Here is a 19438-nt window from a genome sequence, read left to right on the forward strand (position 1 = left end):
TCAGGCGGGGACCGACGGCCGCGGGATCCCGGCCTCCTCGGCGAACACCGTCATCCGCTGCAGCCAGGGCGCGCCGTAGGTGGTCGCCATGGCCACGTCGCCGGCGTCACGGCCGCGGCCGATCAGCACCCGACCCTTGCGCTGCATGTTGTTGCGCGGGTCGAAGGTGAACCAGCGGCCCCCGAGGTAGACCTCCATCCACGCGGCGAAGTCCATCGGGCTGGGCGAGACGGCGACGTCGATCTCGGGCAGGTAGCCGAAGACGTAGCGCGCCGGGATGTTGAGCGCCCGGCACAGCGAGACGGCCAGGTGGGTGAAGTCGCGGCAGACCCCGTAGCCGGCCGCGTGCACGTCGGCCGCGGTGCTGCGCGCGTTGCTGCTGCCGTACTGGAACTTCAGGTGCGAGTTCACGTAGTCGCAGATCGCCTGGACGCGGGTGTAGCCCCGCGGCAGCTGGCCGAAGCGGTTCCACGCCTCGGCCCCGAGGACGTCGGGCAGGCAGTAGCGGCTCGGCAGGGTGAAGATCAGGACGTCGTCCGGCAGGTCCTCGGGCGCGAGCTCCTCCGCGCTCTCGTCGACCTCCTCGGTCGCGTCCGGCACGGTCACCAGCGCCGAGTACGTCAGCGTCGACTGCCCAGCCGGGATGGTCAGCCGGCGGCACAGGTTGTCGTAGAGGTCGTGGTAGGTCCGCGTCGACTGCTCGGGGACGAAGGTCCACGACTCGTCGTGCACCGTCACCTGCTGGTCGGGCGCGGGCTCGACCTGGAAGACCGCCGGCACGTCGTACGCCGACGAGTGGACGAACTCGCAACCGATCCGGACCTCGCGGGTCCCCGGGGCCCCCGGGGTCACGAAACGCTGGAGGAGGTCGAACCGGGCGTGGCGTCGGGCTTCGGTGCCTCGGCGACCGCGTCCGCGGCGGTGTTGACGACGTTCGCGATGGGGTCGGGGAGCGACCCGGTGTTCTTCTTCACCTCGGAGGCGAGCCGAGCCGCGGCGTCCTGCGCCTGCTGGCTGTGCGCGAGGTCGTTCGCGCGCGTCTTGAGCTCCTCGAACTTCTCGCGACCCGCACGCGTGCCCAGGACGTAGCCGACGCTGCCCGCCACCGCGGCCACCAGCACTGTCTTCAGCTTCATCTGCTCCTCGTTCCGTCGCTGTCCAGGGCCGCCGTGAAGCGGGTTCGGCGGAACTCTACGGTGAACTCCGGACGACGCTCAGGGCAGCCCAGGCCCGAAACGTGGCGGTAACGCAGGTGCTCCCGCGCAGCGGCCGGGGCCGGGGAGGAGGCAGGGGCGATGAGCGGTTCCGTACGACGCGTCGAAGTCACCGGACCGGCCGACCCGGCCGTGGCCTGGGACCGCTACGCCGACCTCGGCGCCTGGCCGACCTGGGCCCCGCAGATCCGTCGGGTCGAGGCCGACGGGCCCCGCCTCGCCCGGGGACGGACCGGGACCGTGCACGTGGTCGGCGGCCTCCGGGTGCCGTTCGTGGTCACGGCGGTCGACGAGCGACGGCTCGCCTGGAGCTGGATCGCCCGCCTCGGACCGGTCTCGCTGACGCTGCACCACGACCTGGCGGCGACCCCGGACGGGACCCGGGCGGGCCTCGTGCTGGAGGGCCCCGCCCTCGTCGTCGCCGCGTACGGGCCGCTCACCCGGGCCCCGCTGACCCGGCTGCTCCGCCCCTGAGACGACGCTCCTGAGCGTCTCGCCGTCTCAGGATTCAGACACGCGTCTCATGCGAGCCCATGAAGCCTGCATTCTCTAGTCGGCCAGTAGGCATTGGCCGCTCCTCCACAGAACAGGCTTGACCGTGGTCACTCTCCTCGACCGTCTGCACGTCCGCGGGATCGCGCTCGTCGCCACCGCCGCCGCGTCGTCCCTGCTGCTGGCCGGGTGCGTCGGCGGGTCGGCCACCGGCTCCGGCGACGCCGGTTCCGGGAGCTCCGGCTCCGCGTCGTCCGTGATCCACCTCGTCGGCTACTCCGTGCCGAAGGAGGCGAACGGCGCCATCGAGAAGAAGTTCCAGGCGACGCCGGCCGGCCAGGGCGTGACCTTCGAGGAGGCGTACGGGCCGTCGGGCGACCAGAGCCGCGCCGTGGTGAACGGCCTCGCGGCCGACTACGTGAGCTTCTCGCTCGAGCCCGACGTGACCCGCCTGGTCAAGGCCGGGCTCGTCGACACGAGCTGGAACGCCGGGGCCACCAAGGGCATGGTCGCCGACTCGGTCGTCGTCATCGCCGTGCGCAAGGGCAACCCCAAGGGGATCAAGGGCTGGGACGACCTGATCAAGCCCGGCATCAAGATCATCACCCCGAACCCGGCCTCGTCGGGCTCCGCCCGCTGGAACACGCTCGCCGCGTACGAGCACACGATCTCCGACGGCGGCACCGAGGCGCAGGCGAAGGACTACCTGACCCAGTTCTTCACCCACGTGCAGTCGCTGCCCGGCAGCGGCCGCGACGCCACCAACGCGTTCATCAGCGGCGACGCCGACGCGCTGATCAGCTACGAGAACGAGGCCATCCTGGCCCGCCAGTCCGGCGAGGACTTCGACTACGTCGTGCCGGACGAGACGATCCTCATCGAGAACCCGGCGGCCATCACCACCAAGGCCACGCCCAAGGCGAAGGACTACCTCGACTACGTCCTGTCGGCCGACGGCCAGGCGGGCTTCGTGGCCAAGGGCTTCCGACCCGTCGTCGCCGGCACCCCGACGACCGACGTCCAGGGCGCGAACGACCCCGCGAACCCCTTCCCCACGCCGGCCAAGCTGACGACGATCGCCGACCTCGGCGGCTGGGACGCGGTGAACGAGAAGTTCTTCACCGACAAGACCGGGATCGTCTCGCAGGTGCAGCAGGCCACCGGCAAGAGCCAGTGACCGCCGAGCCGGTCGCGAAGGTCGCGCGGTGACCACCGCCGCCACCTCCGCGCTGGCGGGCCCGGCGGCGTCGGAGGACGCCCCCACCCCCGGTCGGGCCCCGTCGGGCCGACGCCGACGCAGCACCCTGACGCGGGGCGCGGGGATCGGCCTCGGCGTCGCGATGATCTGGTTCAGCCTCCTGGTCCTGATCCCGCTGATCGCCGTCGTCGTCCAGGCCGCGAGCGGAGGCTGGGCGGCGTACGCGGCCGCGATCACCAGTCCGCAGACGGTCGCCGCGCTCGGGCTCACCGTCGGCCACGCCGTCCTGGTGACCCTCGTCGACATCGTCATGGGCACGGCCATCGCCTGGGTCCTGGTCCGGGACTCGTTCCCGGGCAAGCGCGCCCTCGAGGTCGTCATCGACATCCCCTTCGCGCTCCCGACCATCGTCGCGGGCCTGGTGCTGCTGAGCCTGTACGGCGCGAGCTCCCCCCTCGGCCTGCACTGGGCCAACACCTCCCACGCGGTGACGCTGGCCTTCCTGTTCGTCACGCTGCCGTTCGTCGTCCGCACGGTCCAGCCGGTGCTGATGGAGATCGAGCCCGAGGTCGAGGAGGCCGCGGCCTCGCTCGGGGCGAGCCGCTTCACCGTGTTCCGGCTCGTGATCCTGCCGAGCCTCGTGCCCGCCATCACGTCAGGCGCGGCGCTGGCCTTCGCCCGGGCGATCAGCGAGTACGGCTCCCTCGTGCTGCTGTCGGGCAACCTGCCGTACTCCACCGAGGTCGCGAGCGTCCGCATCCTGTCCTTCATCGAGGGCGACCAGCTCACGGCCGCCGCGGCCGTGGCCTCGCTGCTGCTGGTCGTCGCCCTGGTCGTGATCGTCGGGCTCGAGATCGTCTCCCGCCGGGTGGCGCGGCATGGCTGACCTCGCCCCGCGTACACCCGGCACTCGTGTCCGGACCGTCCGGTCCCCCTCGCGGCTGCGCTGGCCGTTGCGGATCGCGGTCGTCGTCTACCTCGCGCTGCTGGTCATCTGGCCGGTCGGGATCGTCGCGGCCAAGACGTTCGAGCGCGGGCTGGGCCCGGTGCTGGACGCCCTCGGCCAGCCCGAGGTGCTCTTCGCCTTCGAGCTGACCGTGGCGAACGCCTTCTGGGCGGTGCTGATCAACACGGTCTTCGGCGTCGGCGTCTCGCTGCTCCTGGTCCGCTACCAGTTCCCCGGCCGGCGCGCGCTGTCGGCGCTGGTCGACCTCCCCCTCTCGGTCTCGCCGGTCGTCGTCGGCCTCGCGCTGCTGCTCGTCTACTCCGGACGCACGGGCTGGTTCGGGCCGACCCTGGAGTCGCTCGGGCTGCAGGTGATCTACGCCCAGCCGGGGATGATCATGGCCACCGCGTTCGTCAGCCTGCCGCTGGTCATCCGCGAGGTCGTCCCGGTGCTCCACGAGATCGGGATCGAGCAGGAGCAGGCGGCGAGCAGCCTCGGCGCCACCCCGCTGCAGACGTTCCTGCGGATCACGCTGCCCGCGATCCGCTGGGCCCTCCTCTACGGCGTCGTCCTGAGCCTCGCCCGCTCGCTCGGCGAGTACGGCGCGGTCAAGGTCGTCTCGGGCGGCGTCGCCCTGCGCACCCAGACCGCGACGCTGCTCGTCGAGGAGCGCTACTCCCAGTTCGGCGCGGACAACGAGACCGCGGCATACGCGGCCGCCTTCGTCCTGGCCCTCCTCGCCGTCGTCGCGCTGGTCGTCGTGTCCAGCCTGCGCCCCGCCGAGCACGACCGGTGAACCCCGTCCCGAGGTACGTCATGAGGAACCCGTGAGCATCAGGATCAGCGGCGTCAACAAGTCGTTCGGCGACTTCGCGGCGCTCACCGACATCGACCTCGACCTGCCCAGCGGGCAGCTCACCGCGCTGCTCGGCCCGAGCGGCGGCGGCAAGTCGACCCTGCTCCGGATCATCGCCGGCCTCGAGCTCGGCGACACCGGCACCGTGGAGATCGAGGGCGTCGACGCAACGCGGCTGCCCGCCCGCAAGCGCAACGTCGGCTTCGTCTTCCAGCACTACGCCGCCTTCCGCCACATGAGCGTCGCCGACAACGTCGGCTTCGGGCTCCGGATCCGCAAGCGTCCCAAGGCCGAGATCGCCGCCCGCACGCAGGAGATGCTGGAGCTGGTGCACCTCGCGCAGTTCGCCGACCGGCTGCCGGCCCAGCTCTCCGGCGGGCAGCGGCAGCGGATGGCGCTCGCCCGCGCCCTGGCCATCGAGCCGACCGTGCTGCTGCTCGACGAGCCCTTCGGGGCCCTCGACGCCAAGGTGCGCAAGGAGCTGCGGGACTGGCTCAGGCGCCTGCACGACGAGGTCAGCGTGACGACCGTGTTCGTCACGCACGACCAGGAGGAGGCCCTCGAGGTCGCCGACCGGATCGTCGTGATCAACAACGGGCGGGTCGAGCAGGAGGGGACGCCGGACCAGCTCTACGACGAGCCCGCGGGCGAGTTCGTCATGGGCTTCCTGGGCCCGGTCACGACGCTGCAGGGCCACCTCGTCCGGCCGCACGACCTGGAGGTCGAGACGCACCCCTTCGGGGCCGCCGTCGCCGGCCACGTCGAGCGCCTCACCCGCATCGGCTTCGAGGTCCGCCTCGACGTCTCCGTCGCCGGCGAACCGGTCCCCGTCCTCGTCACGCTGACGCGGGCCGACGCGGCCCGCAAGGCCCTCGCCGAGGGCAGCGACGTGTGGATCCTCCCGGTCCCGGGCGCCTCGCGCGTGGCCATCACCGGGCAGGTCCCGCTCGCCGCCGAGGACGACCTGGCGGCTCCCGCTCGCTGAGGTCCGAAGGACGGGAACCACAGGCCCTCTGCCGGACACTACGGGGCATGGGTCAACCAGGGCCGCTGCCGGCCGCGGCGCACACCGCAGCCGAGGAAGAGCACGACCTCGCGCTCTGGTCGCAGGTCCGCTCGGCCGATGCCGACGCGCTGACGGCGCTGTTCGACCGCCACGCGCGAGCGGTCTACAACTTCGCCTTCCGCCGCACCGCGTCCTGGTCCAACGCCGAAGACATCACGCAGGCCACGTTCCTCACGCTCTGGCGACGGGCGGCGGCGGGTGATCTGCCCGAGCTGGAGCATCTGACCGCCCTGCCCTGGCTGTTGGGTGTGGCGGACCACGAGCACCGCGGGATCTACCGCAGCCTGATGCGGCGTCGACGCCTCCAGGTCAGGCTCGAAGGGGTCCACGACCACACCTCGGAGGACCCGGCGGAAGCGGTCACCGACCGGCTCGACGACGAGCGTCGGATGGCGGCCGTGCGGCGAGCGGTCAGCGTTCTTCCGACCCACCAGCGGATCGTGGTGGAGCTCGTCGTCTGGTCGCACCTGACCACGAAGGAGGCCGCTGCCGCGCTCGGGGTCGCCGAGGGCACGGTCAAGTCGAGGTTGTCGCGGGCAAGGACCCGGCTGGGGCTCCAGCTGGACCAACCGGAGGAGGAACGATGAGCATCCGCCTGGACCTGCCGCCCGAGCGGGATCTTCCCGCCGGTCGCCGGCTGGTCATCCGCAGCCAGCTGCTGCAGACCACGCTTCCACCGCGCCGCCGGCTCCGGGTCCGGATCCTCGCGGTGGTGGTGCCTCTGGCCGTCCTCGTCCTCGTCCTCGGGTTCGGCCTCACCCGACCGTGGTCCTCGGGCGTCGCCGTACCCGCCTCGCCGCCGAGCACCGCCGACGGCCCGACCCGGGGCACCGGACCGGCACTGGCGATCCCGTCCGCCACCCCGATCGACCGCGGCACGCTCGACGCCTCCACGCGTCAGCAGGTGGCCGCGCGTTGCGCCGAGAGTGCCGGCGACCTCGCCGTTGCCGAGGTCCTGTTCGCTCGCCGTACGTCGATCGACGGGAACGTGATGATCTGGACTGGCCGAGGTGGGCGGACCACTCTCTGCACGGACAGCGCGCTCGCCCAGATCTCGTCCACGAGCTCTGAGCGCCACCCGCTGCCCCGCGCCAGCACCGGCCGGCCCGTCGTGCGGCTGTTCCCTCCCGACCCGCTCGCCAGCACCGGCGCAGGTCGGGACTACACCTCGGCCGGTACGGCCTACAGCGTCGCGCCGGAGGTGGCGAGCCTGCAGATGCGTCTGGTGGTCCGCGGCCGACCCGGTGCGTGGTTCGAGGCCAGCCGGTCAGGCGACCTCGCGTGGAGCAGCGCCCGCGTCGACACCGCCGTCCCCGGCTCGAGGATCGACAGCGACCTGAGGGTCGAGGACCGGGCCTTCGACGCCGACGGCCACGAGCTGACGATCGACCGCACGCCCCGATGAGCGAGGCGACGACAACCGTGGACAGGTCCCGATGACCTCAGCGAGCCCCGACGTGGAGGTCGTCGCCCGTCGCTACCGGGGCTTCGCGGTCGCGACCCGGGGCCAGTCCGCCTGCTTCGAGGCGTGGTCGCGCGGCGTGGCCGACGACCCAGCCATGCTGGCCTGGCTCGTCGATCTCCCCCGCGAGAAGCAGCAGCCGAACCTCGTCTTCGCCGCGGCCCGGTGGCACGGCGTACCCGCGCCCGGACCGTACGCGGCGTTGCGCGACGCGCTGCTCGGCGACGACGGCGCGATCCGCGGAACCATCCTGACCCGGTCCACGCAGACGAACGAGGTCGGCCGGCTCGCGACCCTGGCCCCGGTGCTCGCGCTGCTGCAGGAGGAGGCGGGGCGACCGCTGGCCCTGCTCGAGGTGGGTGCCAGCGCCGGCCTGTGCCTCTACCCGGACCGCTACGACTACGCCTGGCCGCCGCTCGGGGCACTCTCCGGCAGCGGCGGACCCGTGCTGACGGCCTCGGCGGCCGGGCCGCTGCCGGTGCCCGGACGGCCCGTCGAGGTGGCGTGGCGCGGCGGCATCGACCTCGCCCCCGTCGACGTCTTCGACGACCGGGCGGTCGCCTGGCTGGAGACGTGCGTGTGGCCGGAGCAGGAGGAACGGCGCGCGCGGCTGCGTACGGCGGTCGCGATCGCCCGCACCGATCCGCCGCACCTCGTGCCCGGCGACCTCTTCGACCTCGTGCACGACCAGGTCTTGGCCGCCGCGGGGCGCGGGCCGGTCGTCGTCTTCCACACCGCGGTCGCCCTCTACCTCTCCCGCCCGCAGCGGGAGACGTTCGTCGAGACGATGCTCGACCTGGTGCGTGCCGGGGCGTGCCGCTGGGTCAGCAACGAGCAGCAGGACATCCTGCCGAGCGTGACGGCCACGGCGACGGAGCAGCCGGACGACTGGCTCTCGTTCGTGCTCGGTGTCGACGGCCAGGCCGTCGCACTCACCCACCAGCACGGCGCCGGGATCCGGTGGCTCTGAGCTCGTCCGTCAGGATCGGCGCGAATCCGACCGCGTCTGCCCGGTCAGATCCGCACCGATGTCGCGGTGGTGCCTCTCAGTCGTCGTCCCACTTGTCGGCGGACTCGTTGCGCTGCTGCACCGTCTCCAGCGCGTGCTCCGCCTCCTCGCGGGAGGGGTAGGGGCCGAGCCGGTCGGCCGCCTTGCCCGCCTTGTCGTCCTGCACCACCTGCTTGGTGCTCAGGTCGAACCACCAGTCGCCGTCGGCCATGTCAGACCCTCCGTCCGGCGGCCGGGCGCCGCCTCTCCCGGCGCACGCTACCGCCCGCCCGTCCGGGCTCCGCACGTAGCATCGACGCCGTGCCGACCGCCGTGCAGCCCGCTCCCGTGTCCGCCGTCCGGAGCGTCCCCGGGTCGATCCCGAGGCCCGAGTACGTCGGCCACCCGGGCCCCACCCCCTACGACGGCCCGGACGTGCAGACACCCGAGACGATCGAGCGCATGCGGGTCGCCGCCCGCATCGCGGCCCAGGCCATGCGGGCGGCGTCGGAGGCCATCGCGCCCGGCGTCACGACCGACGAGCTCGACCGCGTGGCCCACGAGTTCATGCTCGACCACGGGGCGTACCCCTCGACGCTGGGCTACCGCGGCTTCCCGAAGTCGTCCTGCACGTCGGTCAACGAGGTCATCTGCCACGGCATCCCGGACGCCCGCCCCCTCGAGGACGGCGACCTGGTCAAGATCGACGTGACCGCGTACAAGGACGGCGTGCACGGCGACAACTGCGCGACCTACTTCTGCGGCGACGTCGACGAGGAGTCGCGGCTCCTCACCGAACGCACCCGGGCCGCGCTGGACCGGGCGATCAAGGCCGTGCGGCCGGGGCGCCAGGTGAACGTGCTCGGCCGGGTGATCGAGACGTACGCGAAGCGCTTCGGCTACGGCGTCGTGAAGGACTACACGGGCCACGGGGTGCACACCGCGTTCCACTCCGGGCTGGTGATCCCGCACTACGACGAGCCCCACTACGACACCGTGATCGAGCCCGGGATGACCTTCACCATCGAGCCGATGATCACCCTCGGCAGCGGCGACTCGTCGGTGTGGGACGACGACTGGACGGTCGTCACCGTCGACGGCAGCCGCTGCGCGCAGTTCGAGCACACGCTGGTCGTCACCGACACCGGCGCCGAGGTGCTGACGCTGCCCTGAGAGGCGGCTGCGGAGCGGCTGTGCTTCCGCCCCCGGGGAGATAGGTCGCGCGCGACAGAGTCACAATGGGTCCATGACCGAAGTGACCGTCAAGAACGGCCTCCTGACCAGCATCAACCTCCACGTCGAAGACAGCGGCGGCACCGGCCGCCCGGTCGTCCTGATCCACGGCTGGCCCCTCTCCGGCGAGTCCTGGAGCGAGCAGACCGGCCCGCTCGCCGAGGCCGGCTACCGCGTCGTCACGTACGACCGCCGCGGCTTCGGCAGCAGCGACAAGCCGAAGGGCCTCGGCACGTCGGGCTACGACTACGACACCCTCGCCGAGGACCTGCACGGCGTCCTCACCGAGCTCGACTTGAACGACGTCACCCTCGTCGGCTTCTCGATGGGCGGCGGCGAGGTGGCCCGCTACGCCACCAAGTACGACAACGAGCGCGTGCACAGCGTCGTCTTCGCCGGCGCCGTCCCGCCGTTCATGGCCAAGTCCGACGACAACCCGGACGGCCCGCTCGATGCCGAGACCGCCGAGATCTTCGAGGCCGGGGTCAAGAACAGCCGCGAGACGTTCTTCGACCAGTTCGCGACGCAGTTCTTCTCCGCCAACGGGGTGCTGGTCGTCACCGAGGACCAGCGTCAGCAGGCCCTCGCGCTGGAGGCCCAGGCCGACCACCGCGCCGAGCTCGGCTGCCTCAACGCCTTCGGCACCACGGACTTCCGTGACGACCTGAAGAACATCTCCGTCCCGACCCTGGTCATCCACGGCGACTCCGACGGCGTCGTCCCCTTCGAGGGCTCGGGCCAGCGCACGCACGCGGCGATCGCGGGCTCCGAGCTCGTCGTCGTCGAGGGCGGCCCGCACGGCTTCAACGTCAGCCACGCCGGCGAGTTCAACGAGAGCCTGATCGCCTTCCTGGCGAAGTAGTCCCCCGCACGACCGCTGCGGCCGAACACGTACGAGACAGCCGCACACGTCCGAGACAGCCGCACAGGTCGCGACCTGTGCGGCTGTCCGCGTCTTCCGCGGCTGCACCGGAGGTACGCGGCTGCAGCCGGAGATTCGCCGCGACCGTCGGCACCGGGCTAGCCTGCTGCCCGGGACGAGTCGGTCAGGCGGTCGCGGCGTACGTGCTCTCAGAGGCGTGCGTCGAGGAAAGTCCGGACTCCGAAGAGCACGGTGGTGGGTAACGCCCACCCGGGGTGACCCGCGGGACAGTGCCACAGAAAGCAGACCGCCCACCCGCCTCGGCGGCGTGGGTAAGGGTGAAACGGTGGTGCAAGAGACCACCAGCACCCCCGGTGACGGGGGTGGCTAGGCAAACCCCACCGGGAGCAAGACCAAGAAGGCGCCCTCCTGCAGAGGAGGACGCCGCGGGAGCGTTCGAGGGCTGCTCGCCCGAGCTCCCGGGTAGGTCGCACCAGGCCGCTGGCAACAGCGGTCGCAGATGGATGATCGCCCCCTCCGCTCCGGCGGGGGGACAGAATCCGGCTTATCGACCGACTCGTCCCCCACCCGGCAGATTGAGCGCAGAACGCGCTCTGACTAGGCATTGAACCTATCGCATGCGTGGATTTATGTGCACCTGCGTGCACTTCCGTTCGGTCAACTCCGGTCGTCTCCGCGGGGATGCTTACGGTCACATGCACCTGACGGTCACCACACGGTCAACGATCTGCAGCTGCTGCGCCGGCTCACCCAGCTCGCCGACGAACCCGCCATGCGCCGCATCGCCCAGGACGTCACCGCCGCGGCCTCCCGCGCTCACCGCGTCATCGACCGACCCGCCGACCTCTACGCGTACGGGCCTAGCCCCCCGTGCGGCGTGCAGATCGTCCAGGAGCGGATCCACGCCGACGACCACAGCACGCTCGTCCGCTGCCGCCAGGCCGACTGCGACTACCAGGCCACCGTCGCCGATCACCAGGTCACCCAGCTCGCTCTCCGCGAAGGCACCTGGCTCACCCTCACCGAGCTCGTCGGCGCCCTCACCAACGGCGGCGTCCCCGTCACACGCGACCAGATCAAGGACTGGGCCGACCGCGAAGGTCTCCCCCACGAGAAGCGCGCCCGCACCCGCTGGATCCACGGCCACGTCCAGAAGAACGAGGTCTGGACCTACCGCGTCGGCGAGGTTCGTGACCTCGCCCCGCGAGCTCAAGAACGACGGAAGCGGACGGCACTTAGCACCTGACGCATCCAGCCGCGGCGTCTGCGGAGTGCTTTGAGATCAGTGCGCCACTCGTGTCCTTCAAACGCTTCAGGCGGATGGTCCCAGGACTGCCGTAAAGCTTGTGCCTCACGCGCGTACACCCCTCGTCGTGGCGGCCACATCACAGCCGACTGCGTAGACGGCCAAAGCTGGACGAGGCGCTTGTCGGTCTGCGGAAGCTCAAAGGCAACCGTCGCCGGGCTGGAGAGCCCCGCTGCGTCAAGGCTGACGGTCTCCCTCGACCCCCTGACGTCAAATGGGATGACAAGTTCCCAGATCACTAACCCCAACTGTGTGACTTGCTTGTGCCGAGCGCGGCCCAAACGAGCAGGAACAGGCGCAAACCGCGAGACCAGAGGCTTGTCCTTGAAGGGGGCGAACAACCCTGCCCGGACGCTCGCCCGCGGCATCAAGTCTCGGTCTAGCAGCATCTGCTGCAAGACCAATCTGAGCACGTCGTCAATCTCCGATGTAGCGCCACCGATCGCGCGGCGCTCAGCATCGCCGGTCAAGCGGAGGACCAGTCCGGTCTTCACCATCCATCGCACTGCTAAGAACTGATCACGATCGGACAGCAAAAATCGGTCTCCCGCAATCAGGCGTTCCATGACCGGCCTTCCTGGCTCCTCGAAGGCCAGGTTCAGCCCTGAGTTGCATGGACCGCAGATGTACCTCCACGGGTTCGCTGGCAAGTTCGTCTCCGTTGGGGGAAAGCTCCTCTTCAGCACAGTTCGAGCCCACTGCGTGTACACGTGCTCTTTGGTCATCTCGCGCCGTGCACCGCACAGCGGACACCGGCCCTTCTTCGCCATTCAGAGAATGGTAGAGGCCACATTGGACGTCGTCAGCGCCCCTCCGCCATCACGGCAGAGGGGCGCTGTTCTGCGTTCTACCTGACGGGGCCACTAAAGGTCGCCACCTCGTGCGTGCCCAGATCTAGGTCGAAGTCCAGCGTGACGTCTCCCTGCGCCTTCCGGGGGATGGCATAGGTCTCCGAGATCGTCTTCGCGCGGCCAGCACGGATCGTGCCGAACTCTTCGAACTCCTGGTCCTTGGTGAATCTTTGCTCCGCCTGTTCACCGTCGGCGCCGTAGCTGACCGTGACCTCGCCCGCGACGTCGTCCAGCGGCGCGGTCGACCCATTTCTGACCCGCATGTAGAACCGGACGAGGTCCTGACCGACCTTGCCGTCGGGGTCGACGTCCTCGACGTCCGCCTTGGTCATCTTGGAGAACTTAACCTTGACGATGGACACCTCAACGTCGTCCGACCACACGTACTTGCTCCCCTCGCTGAAGCCTTTCGAGTTTGCGGTATCGGGGGTGGGCTCGCTGGTCGTCGTGGCCGCTGACGGCGTAGGGCTCGAACTCTCCACCGGCGCCTCCGAGGTAGCCGAGGCCGTGGGCGCGGGGCTTGTGCTTGCGCCGCCTGGTCGCGGCGTTACCCCGCAGCCAGAGACGGCAACAACGGCAACGACGACGAGAGCCCCCCCGGATCATCTGGACAGGATGAGGCATCCGGGCCTCATCCGCAGACGGACCGCTGGACTACCCCCGGAGGGGTGGTGTCAGGGCTTGCCCCGGGGCGCTTCGTACCCTCGCGGCATCGCCCGGTAGGGCGAGATCAGCCGGTACCGCCAGCGCCCGGCGATGTCGCGAGGTGCTCGTCGTAGTGGCTGAGCACCGGCTCGTACCGCTCGCCGTCCTGCTCGAGGTGCTCGGGCGCGCTGTCGACGTCGAGCTCCAGGCGCTGGGTGTCGCTCCGGCCGCCCTTGAGGATGATGCGCAGCACGCACGGAAGGTAGTTCGCTGACGGTCGGGCCTTCGTCTCGGCGACCCTGTCCCAGGGTCGCCGGAACATCACCTGGAACCATGGCAACCATGGCGCACCTCGACACCGGTACAGCTCTACAGGCCTGCGAGACGGCTCTCCGCGACCTGATGGCTCACGCGTACTCGAAGACCTACGGCGCTGGCTGGCTGGAGAAGGTCGCGGGGGCAGAGAAGATCGCTACCTGGGCGGACCGGGCAACCGAAGAAGTGAAAACCCGCGGGGCGCGTGGTGTAGTCGAAGTCCCCAACATCGGCCTCGCGTACGCGAACCTGTACGACCTCGTCGCCTTTGCGGACCGCCACTGGGAGCCTCTCGCCGAGGCTCTTGGGAAGAAGGCGGACGTCCTGCCCCTCCTCCGGCGAGCAGAGCGTCTGAGGAATCCTGTCGGGCACAGCCGCTCCCTCCTGCCGTTTGAGGAAGATCTGCTGTCCGGTATCGCTGGCCAGATCAGGAACCAGGTCACGATCCACATGAGCTCCGAAGCCCCTACCGGGGAGATCTACCCGCGCATCGAGAAGGTGACCGACTCGTTCGGGCGCAGGTCCGGCTCCGCGATCGCTGATTCTCAGATGCCGACGGGAGCGGTGAACAATTCCGTCATTGTCCTGCGCCCCGGAGAAGTTGTCACCTTCACCTGCGTCGGCTCGGACCCGCAAGGCCGTGACTTGCTGTGGAGGTTCGGCGGCTCAGCGGGTGGACAAGACAGCATCGTCGCTCCCTCGGGGACGGAAGCCCAGCTCACCTGGACTGTCCAAGACAAAGACATAAACGAGAACGTCGGCGTCGCCGTCTACCTGGAGGCTCACGAGGCGAAGTACCACCGCTTCGGATCCTTCGACCACAAGCTCTTCTTCGCTTTCCGCGTCAGGCCGCCCGGCCACTGAGAGGACTGGCCGTCCGACTTCCAGCCCCCAGCACGGTCAAGAGACGGTCACGGCGTCGAGAATCGCGCTAAGTAGCCAAATCCTGCTTATCGACCGACTCGTCCCCTCAAGCGCGCTCAGCGCGCGGGTCGCACGACGCTCAGCGCGCGGACGTCGCGGACGAAGAGGTCGGCGATCCGGGCGTACCCCGCGTTGCTGGGGTGTCCTTTCGCATGGTTGACGAGCGCCGGGTCGCCGCCCTTCACGAACCACTCCTCCGCCACCGGGTCGATGACCAGCAGGGAGTGCTGGCTGGTGCTCGTTGCCAGGACGCGCATCAGCTTGGCCCGGTTGGGGTACACCGAGCCGTAGAGCGCGATGGGCTCCATGACGACGAGACGCGCGCTCGGGTAGCGCTGACGAACCGTCCGCAACGTGAGCTCGACAGCCGCGCTGATGTCGGCCTCCGCATACTTCTCGTCGTTCGACCCACCCTGCAGGACGACGAGGTCGTAGGCGTCCGCCGGATGTCTCCAGAGCCGCTGCGCGTACGTGCCTTCCTGGTGGGCCCCAGGCTTTCGGTAGCCCGTCGCGCCGATGCCGTCGCGGGTCAGCCGCCACCCCAGCGGCGCGGCGACCTTGAAGGCGAAGCCCTCGGTCTCCGGGTCGGCACCCCAGCCCTCGGTGTACGAGTCGCCCACGATCAGGACCCGCGGCTGCGCGGGCAGGTCCAGCAGGGCGGGCGGCTTCGGCGCGACGGCCGTGGGGGTGGGGGCGGCCCAGGCCACGTCGGTCCCCGGCCCGGGCACCCCTGCCGTCAGGCCGACGACCAGCGCGGCGAGCGCGGCCACCACCCCGGGTCGTCCTCGTGCACGTCGCTTCGTCGTCCCCCGGGTCATGGCGCCAGCATGGCCAACGCCGGTCCCGCCCGGAGGAATGGTGAGCAGCTGTCACCCGTAGGGGTGACGGGGGCACGAAGCACCACGGCGGCGGCCCGACCGGGCGCGAGTCGCTAGCGTGGGCCCGTGCCCCGGCTGCTGCTCCTGAACGGACCCAACCTCAACCTGCTCGGCACGCGCGAGCCGGACGTCTACGGTTCCGCGACCCTCGCCGACGTCGAGGACCTCGCCCGGACGACCGCCGAGGCGGTCGGGCTCGAGCTGCGGACGGTGCAGAGCAACTCCGAGGGCGCCCTCGTCGACGCGGTCCAGGCCGCGCGCGAGGACTGCGACGGCCTCGTGGTGAACGCGGGGGCCTACACCCACACGTCGATCGCGCTCCGCGACGCCCTCGCCGCCGTGGCCCTGCCCTTCGTCGAGGTCCACGTGAGCAACGTGCACGCGCGGGAGACGTTCCGGCACCACTCCTACCTCGCCCCGCTCGCCAGCGCCGTGATCGTCGGCGCCGGGGTGCAGGGCTACGCCTTCGCCGTGCAGCGGCTGGCCACGATGCTGGCCGAGCAGTCGGCGTCCTGAGCGGGAGCCTCCTCGCCGGTCTCGCCGGAACGGTTCCGCGGACGTCGCGCGCGACCTACCGTGGAGGCATGGCCTACCTCGTCGCGCTGCTCCGGCCGCGGCGGCCGAGCTGGCCGACCGTCCTCGTCGCGATCGGCGTCGGCGTGGTCGCCCTCGCCCTGGGCCTCGACGCCGTCCGGCTCGGTCCGCCGGCGGTGAGCACCGTGCTGGCGCTCGCCGGCGGCACCGCGTTCGCGCTGGGCGTCTCCGCCAGCGTCTCCGCGTTCTTCGAGCGCGACACGTACGCGGACTCCGACTTCTACCGCTGAGACCGGGCTTCGCAGCGCTCGGGCACACTGTCCGGCGTGCCCGAGCTGCCCGAGGTCGAGAGCGCCCGCGCGACCATCGAGGCCGCGGCGCTGCACCGCCGGATCACCGAGGTGGACGACACCGACACGTACGAGTGCCGGCCCCACCCGCCCGGGGAGATCAGGGCGGCGCTGCTGGGCCGCTCGCTGACCGCCGCGCACCGCCGGGGCAAGAGCATGTGGTGCGACACGTCGGGCGTCGGCCGCTCCCGTACGCCGGGCCCGACGCTGGGCCTGCACCTCGGCATGAGCGGCCGGATCCTCGTCACCGACGGCGACGGCGCGCTGACCGAGGGCGGGGACTGGCTCGGCGGGCGCTACGGCACCGGTGCCGAGCAGTCCGACCGCAACCCGGTGTGGGACCGGTTCACGCTGACGTTCGAGGACGGCGGCACGCTGCGCCTGTTCGACAAGCGGCGCCTCGGGCGCGTCCGGCTCGACCCCGACCTCGACCGGCTGGGTCCGGACGCCGAGCGGATCGACGTCGACGACTTCGCCGCGCGGGTCGGCCGGGGCCGTTCCCCGGTGAAGGCGCGGCTCCTCGACCAGTCCGTGGTCGCCGGCGTCGGCAACCTGCTCGCCGACGAGACCCTGTGGGAGGCCGGGCTCTCGCCGCAGCGCCCCGTGGACGAGCTCAGCGCCGCGGAGCTGCGCGACCTGCACGACGCGTTGCAGCACGCGACCAAGGAGGCCATCGCCCACGGCGGCGTCCACACCGGGGAGATCATCCCGTTCCGCAAGGCCGGTGCGCACTGCCCCCGCTGCGGCACCGAGATGACCCGCGCCACCGTCGGCGGGCGGACGACGTGGTGGTGCCCGAAAGACCAGACCTGACCGACGTGGCCCTCGTCCCGCTCTCCCGCTGAAGGCCGGGTCGTCCCACGAGCCTCTGGTTTTTCACGTTCACGTGAAAAACTGCACCTGAACCCGGCAGATCTGCCGTGGTCAGCGCGAGTTTTTCACGTGAACGTGAAAAACCTGAGGCACGAGTGACGAGCGCGCCGAAGAAGACGGACGCTCAGACGACCGCTTCGAAGGTGACCTTGCCGGCCTCGGGGTCGGCCGAGGTGAGGCGGACCTGGACCTCGTGGCCGAGCGGGAGGCCGTCGCCCTGGACGCGGGCCTCGACGGCGGGGTCCTTGATCACGACGGTGCCGCGGTGCTTCTCGGGCTCGACCTCGACGACCGTCCCGGTGAACGTCTCCCCCACCCGGCGCTCGAGGACGCAGGCCTCGACCCAGTCGACGACCGCGCGCTCGTAGCGGTGCGCGGCCTGGTCGGCGCGGGCCATCTCGGCGGGCAGGCCGGGCAGCGCCTCGCGCACCCACGCCGGTACGGGCGTCCCGGCGCACAGCGCGACGCACACCTCCCCGGCGTAGCGGTCGACCAGCCGGCGCAGCGGGGCCGTGACGTGGCTGTAGTCGCTGGCGATCGCCGCGTGCTCCGCGTCCTCGGGGACGCTGCCGTCGAAGGCCGCGTAGCCCGCCCCGCGGAACAGGACCGTGCAGGCGTTGAGCATGGCGGCCTCGGCGGGCCGGGAGGCGTCGAGGCTGCGGACGAACTCCGGGTAGTCGAGCTCGGCCGGCCACCGGATCCCCAGGGCGCGCGCGACCACGTGCAGCCTCCGCAGGGACGCGTTCGTCGCCGGCGGCATGGTGCGGACGATGCCCACCCGCGCGTAGATCATCAGGTGCGCCGCCGCCATGCCGGTGAGCAGGGAGATCTGCGCGTTCCAGCCCTCGACCGGCAGCAGGGCGCGGTAGGTCAGGTCGTAGCCGCCGGTCGCCGCCGGGACGACCTCCTGCTCGGGGATCTGCAGGCTCACTCCGCCGCGCTCGCGCTCGCGCTGCTCGCGCAGGGGCCCGACGACGGCGAGCAGAGCCAGCGTCGGCCGGGTCCCACCCGCTCCGGGGTGGTCGATGTCGTCCTGCGCCTGCTCGTACGTCAGCTGCTCGCGGCTGCGGACCCGGGCCCGGACGACCTCCGCGTCGGTGGTCCGCCCGCGCGCGTCCAGCTGCACCGTCCACAGCAGCGCCGGACGCTCCTGGCCGGGCAGCAGGCTGGCCGCGCCCTCCGACAGCACGGGCGGGTGGAGCGGGCTGCGGGCGTCGGGGCCGTAGAACGTCTCCCCCCGGCGGTGCGCCTCGAGGTCGACCGGGTCGCCCGGGCTCACGAACGCGGCGACGTCGGCGATGGCGTACGAGACCGTGAAGCCGCCGTCGGGCCGGGCGGCGATGTGCAGCGCCTGGTCGAGGTCCTTCGAGCCGGGCGGGTCGATCGTCAGCAGCTCGAGGTCGGTCCGGTCGAGGTCCGGCAGCCGGGGTGCGGCCGCCGCCCGCTCGGCCGCGGCCAGCACCTCGGGCGGGAAGGAGTCGGGGACCTGGAGCTCGGTCCGGATCCGGTCCAGGCCGTGGGTGACGTCGGCGGTCGCCGACGCCTGCAGGAACGCGGCCGGCAGGCCGAACTTCGTCGCGGGCACGCGTCGACCCTCAGAGTCCCGACTCGGCGGTCCGGACGAGGATGCGGCCGCACTCCTCGCAGCGCAGCACCTCCTCCGGCGCGGTGGTGGCGTACTCCCGCAGCTCGTTGGCGTTGACCTCGAGCTGGCACCCGGTGCAGCGGCGGTGGATCAGCGCGGCGGCGCCGACCCCGTTCTTGCTCGTGCCGATGCGCGTGTAGAGGGTGACGAGGTCGGCCGGCAGGTCGGGCAGCAGCCGCTCGCGCTCGGTGCGCTGGTAGTTGGCCTCGTTCGTGAGCTTGGCGACGGCGGCGTCGCGGGCGGCGGTCGCCGTGGCGATCTCCTCGGCCAGCCCGTCCACCTTGGCCTGGAGCACGTCGCGCTCGGCCTGCGCCTGCTCCAACGCCTCCATCGACTCGAGCTCGAGGTCCTCGAGGGCGCCGATGCGGCGGCGCAGGTGCGCGACCTCCTCGACCAGGGAACCGAGCGACTTGGCGTCGACGGTGCCGTCGGCGATGCGCTTCTCGTTGCGGACCAGCCGCTGCTGCACGGGCGCGAGGTCGGCCTCGGCGCGGCCGGTGGCGAGCTCCAGGTCCGACACCCGGGTCTGGGCGCCGACCAGGTCGGAGGACACGTCCTCGAACGTGGCGGTCAGCCGGTCGAGCGCCGCCTGCTCGGGCAGGGTGCGGCGTCGCTGCACGAGCTGGGCCAGCGCGGAGTCGACCGCCTGGAGGTCGAGCAGCCGCAGCTGCGCGGTGACGTCGGCTCTGATCGCACTCACCCTCTCCTGGACCGCCCACTCGTCGTCCTGACGGTCCGCGGACACCGTCGGTGCCCAGCGGCCCAGCCTACTGAGCGCG

Annotated in this window: 23 protein-coding genes and 1 other RNA gene; 16 read left to right on the forward strand and 8 right to left on the reverse strand. The window is 71.3% G+C overall.

The features are described 5' to 3' along the window. Both FHX39_RS22270 and FHX39_RS16880 read right to left on the reverse strand, forming a co-directional pair. Entirely contained in the window at positions 1-852 is an 852-nt protein-coding gene (locus FHX39_RS22270) for a transglutaminase-like domain-containing protein (RefSeq protein ID WP_332836891.1), read from the reverse strand. Beyond that, complete coding sequence (locus tag FHX39_RS16880) at positions 849-1136, reverse strand: hypothetical protein (RefSeq protein WP_183340321.1); 288 nt, start codon at positions 1134-1136, stop codon at positions 849-851. Before FHX39_RS16880 ends, FHX39_RS22270 begins: the two co-directional genes overlap by 4 nt. Before the next feature lie 159 nt (positions 1137-1295). Here FHX39_RS16880 and FHX39_RS16885 point away from each other — a divergent pair, with 159 nt between their 5' ends. The 8 genes from FHX39_RS16885 (at position 1296) to FHX39_RS16920 (ending at position 8204) form a co-directional block, all read left to right on the forward strand. After that, positions 1296-1688 (forward strand): SRPBCC family protein, encoded by a 393-nt coding sequence (locus FHX39_RS16885; protein WP_183340324.1) that lies wholly within the window; start codon positions 1296-1298, stop codon positions 1686-1688. A 124-nt stretch (positions 1689-1812) separates the two neighbouring features. Next, positions 1813-2883, forward strand: coding sequence for a sulfate ABC transporter substrate-binding protein (locus tag FHX39_RS16890; RefSeq protein WP_183340326.1), 1071 nt, complete (start codon positions 1813-1815; stop codon positions 2881-2883). 28 nt (positions 2884-2911) lie between these two features. Further along, positions 2912-3790 carry a sulfate ABC transporter permease subunit CysT gene (cysT, locus tag FHX39_RS16895; RefSeq protein ID WP_332836892.1) on the forward strand — a complete coding sequence of 293 codons (879 nt, stop codon included), beginning with the start codon at positions 2912-2914 and terminating at the stop codon, positions 3788-3790. Continuing rightward, positions 3783-4646: a sulfate ABC transporter permease subunit gene (locus tag FHX39_RS16900; RefSeq protein WP_183340328.1), complete on the forward strand. Its 864-nt coding sequence runs from the start codon at positions 3783-3785 to the stop codon at positions 4644-4646. The genes cysT and FHX39_RS16900 overlap by 8 nt, the downstream gene beginning before the upstream one ends. Positions 4647-4677: 31 nt before the next feature. After that, complete coding sequence (locus tag FHX39_RS16905; protein WP_183340330.1) at positions 4678-5691, forward strand: sulfate/molybdate ABC transporter ATP-binding protein; 1014 nt, start codon at positions 4678-4680, stop codon at positions 5689-5691. Positions 5692-5738: 47 nt separating this feature from the next. Next, positions 5739-6359 carry an RNA polymerase sigma factor gene (locus FHX39_RS16910; RefSeq protein ID WP_183340333.1) on the forward strand — a complete coding sequence of 207 codons (621 nt, stop codon included), beginning with the start codon at positions 5739-5741 and terminating at the stop codon, positions 6357-6359. Next, entirely contained in the window at positions 6356-7177 is an 822-nt protein-coding gene (locus FHX39_RS16915; protein ID WP_183340334.1) for a hypothetical protein, read from the forward strand. Before FHX39_RS16910 ends, FHX39_RS16915 begins: the two co-directional genes overlap by 4 nt. Positions 7178-7208: 31 nt before the next feature. Next, positions 7209-8204 carry a DUF2332 domain-containing protein gene (locus FHX39_RS16920; protein WP_183340336.1) on the forward strand — a complete coding sequence of 332 codons (996 nt, stop codon included), beginning with the start codon at positions 7209-7211 and terminating at the stop codon, positions 8202-8204. Between the two features lie 76 nt (positions 8205-8280). Here FHX39_RS16920 and FHX39_RS16925 read toward each other — a convergent pair whose 3' ends face one another. Then, on the reverse strand, positions 8281-8454 hold the full coding sequence (locus FHX39_RS16925; protein ID WP_183341649.1) for an SPOR domain-containing protein: 174 nt from the start codon (positions 8452-8454) through the stop codon (positions 8281-8283). A gap of 89 nt (positions 8455-8543) precedes the next feature. On the opposite strand from FHX39_RS16925, the gene map reads away from it, so the two are divergent. The 4 genes from map (at position 8544) to FHX39_RS16945 (ending at position 11584) form a co-directional block, all read left to right on the forward strand. Further along, positions 8544-9395 carry a type I methionyl aminopeptidase gene (gene map / locus FHX39_RS16930; RefSeq protein ID WP_332836893.1) on the forward strand — a complete coding sequence of 284 codons (852 nt, stop codon included), beginning with the start codon at positions 8544-8546 and terminating at the stop codon, positions 9393-9395. Positions 9396-9468: 73 nt separating this feature from the next. Continuing rightward, a complete protein-coding gene (locus FHX39_RS16935; protein WP_183340338.1) occupies positions 9469-10317 on the forward strand; it encodes an alpha/beta fold hydrolase in 849 nt (282 codons plus the stop codon). A gap of 176 nt (positions 10318-10493) precedes the next feature. Continuing rightward, positions 10494-10901: RNase P RNA component class A (gene rnpB / locus FHX39_RS16940), an RNA gene on the forward strand. A 209-nt stretch (positions 10902-11110) separates the two neighbouring features. Beyond that, positions 11111-11584 carry a hypothetical protein gene (locus FHX39_RS16945; RefSeq protein WP_183340339.1) on the forward strand — a complete coding sequence of 158 codons (474 nt, stop codon included), beginning with the start codon at positions 11111-11113 and terminating at the stop codon, positions 11582-11584. Between the two features lie 907 nt (positions 11585-12491). Here the strand turns inward: FHX39_RS16945 and FHX39_RS16950 are convergent. Both FHX39_RS16950 and FHX39_RS16955 read right to left on the reverse strand, forming a co-directional pair. Next, the gene (locus tag FHX39_RS16950) at positions 12492-12977 is read right to left on the reverse strand and encodes a hypothetical protein (RefSeq protein ID WP_183340341.1); all 486 of its coding nucleotides are present in this window, start codon (positions 12975-12977) and stop codon (positions 12492-12494) included. Between the two features lie 248 nt (positions 12978-13225). Then, positions 13226-13393, reverse strand: coding sequence for a hypothetical protein (locus FHX39_RS16955; RefSeq protein ID WP_183340343.1), 168 nt, complete (start codon positions 13391-13393; stop codon positions 13226-13228). A gap of 89 nt (positions 13394-13482) precedes the next feature. On the opposite strand from FHX39_RS16955, the gene FHX39_RS16960 reads away from it, so the two are divergent. Then, positions 13483-14319, forward strand: coding sequence for a hypothetical protein (locus FHX39_RS16960; protein ID WP_183340345.1), 837 nt, complete (start codon positions 13483-13485; stop codon positions 14317-14319). Positions 14320-14435: 116 nt separating this feature from the next. On the opposite strand, the gene FHX39_RS16965 is transcribed toward FHX39_RS16960, so the two are convergent. Further along, positions 14436-15197: an SGNH/GDSL hydrolase family protein gene (locus FHX39_RS16965; protein ID WP_183340346.1), complete on the reverse strand. Its 762-nt coding sequence runs from the start codon at positions 15195-15197 to the stop codon at positions 14436-14438. Positions 15198-15323: 126 nt separating this feature from the next. Here FHX39_RS16965 and aroQ point away from each other — a divergent pair, with 126 nt between their 5' ends. The 3 genes from aroQ (at position 15324) to FHX39_RS16980 (ending at position 16954) form a co-directional block, all read left to right on the forward strand. Then, complete coding sequence (gene aroQ, locus FHX39_RS16970; protein ID WP_332836894.1) at positions 15324-15773, forward strand: type II 3-dehydroquinate dehydratase; 450 nt, start codon at positions 15324-15326, stop codon at positions 15771-15773. Between the two features lie 68 nt (positions 15774-15841). Then, positions 15842-16081 (forward strand): hypothetical protein, encoded by a 240-nt coding sequence (locus FHX39_RS16975; protein WP_183340347.1) that lies wholly within the window; start codon positions 15842-15844, stop codon positions 16079-16081. 36 nt (positions 16082-16117) lie between these two features. After that, the gene (locus FHX39_RS16980) at positions 16118-16954 is read left to right on the forward strand and encodes an Fpg/Nei family DNA glycosylase (RefSeq protein WP_183340348.1); all 837 of its coding nucleotides are present in this window, start codon (positions 16118-16120) and stop codon (positions 16952-16954) included. Between the two features lie 184 nt (positions 16955-17138). Here the strand turns inward: FHX39_RS16980 and FHX39_RS16985 are convergent, their stop codons facing one another. Both FHX39_RS16985 and FHX39_RS22275 read right to left on the reverse strand, forming a co-directional pair. Then, complete coding sequence (locus FHX39_RS16985) at positions 17139-18599, reverse strand: RNB domain-containing ribonuclease (RefSeq protein WP_332836895.1); 1461 nt, start codon at positions 18597-18599, stop codon at positions 17139-17141. 10 nt (positions 18600-18609) lie between these two features. Next, positions 18610-19359 carry a zinc ribbon domain-containing protein gene (locus FHX39_RS22275; protein WP_183340349.1) on the reverse strand — a complete coding sequence of 250 codons (750 nt, stop codon included), beginning with the start codon at positions 19357-19359 and terminating at the stop codon, positions 18610-18612. Between the last annotated feature and the right edge of the window lie 79 nt (positions 19360-19438).

The organism is Microlunatus antarcticus, assembly GCF_014193425.1.
Lineage (GTDB): Bacteria > Actinomycetota > Actinomycetes > Propionibacteriales > Propionibacteriaceae > Microlunatus > Microlunatus antarcticus.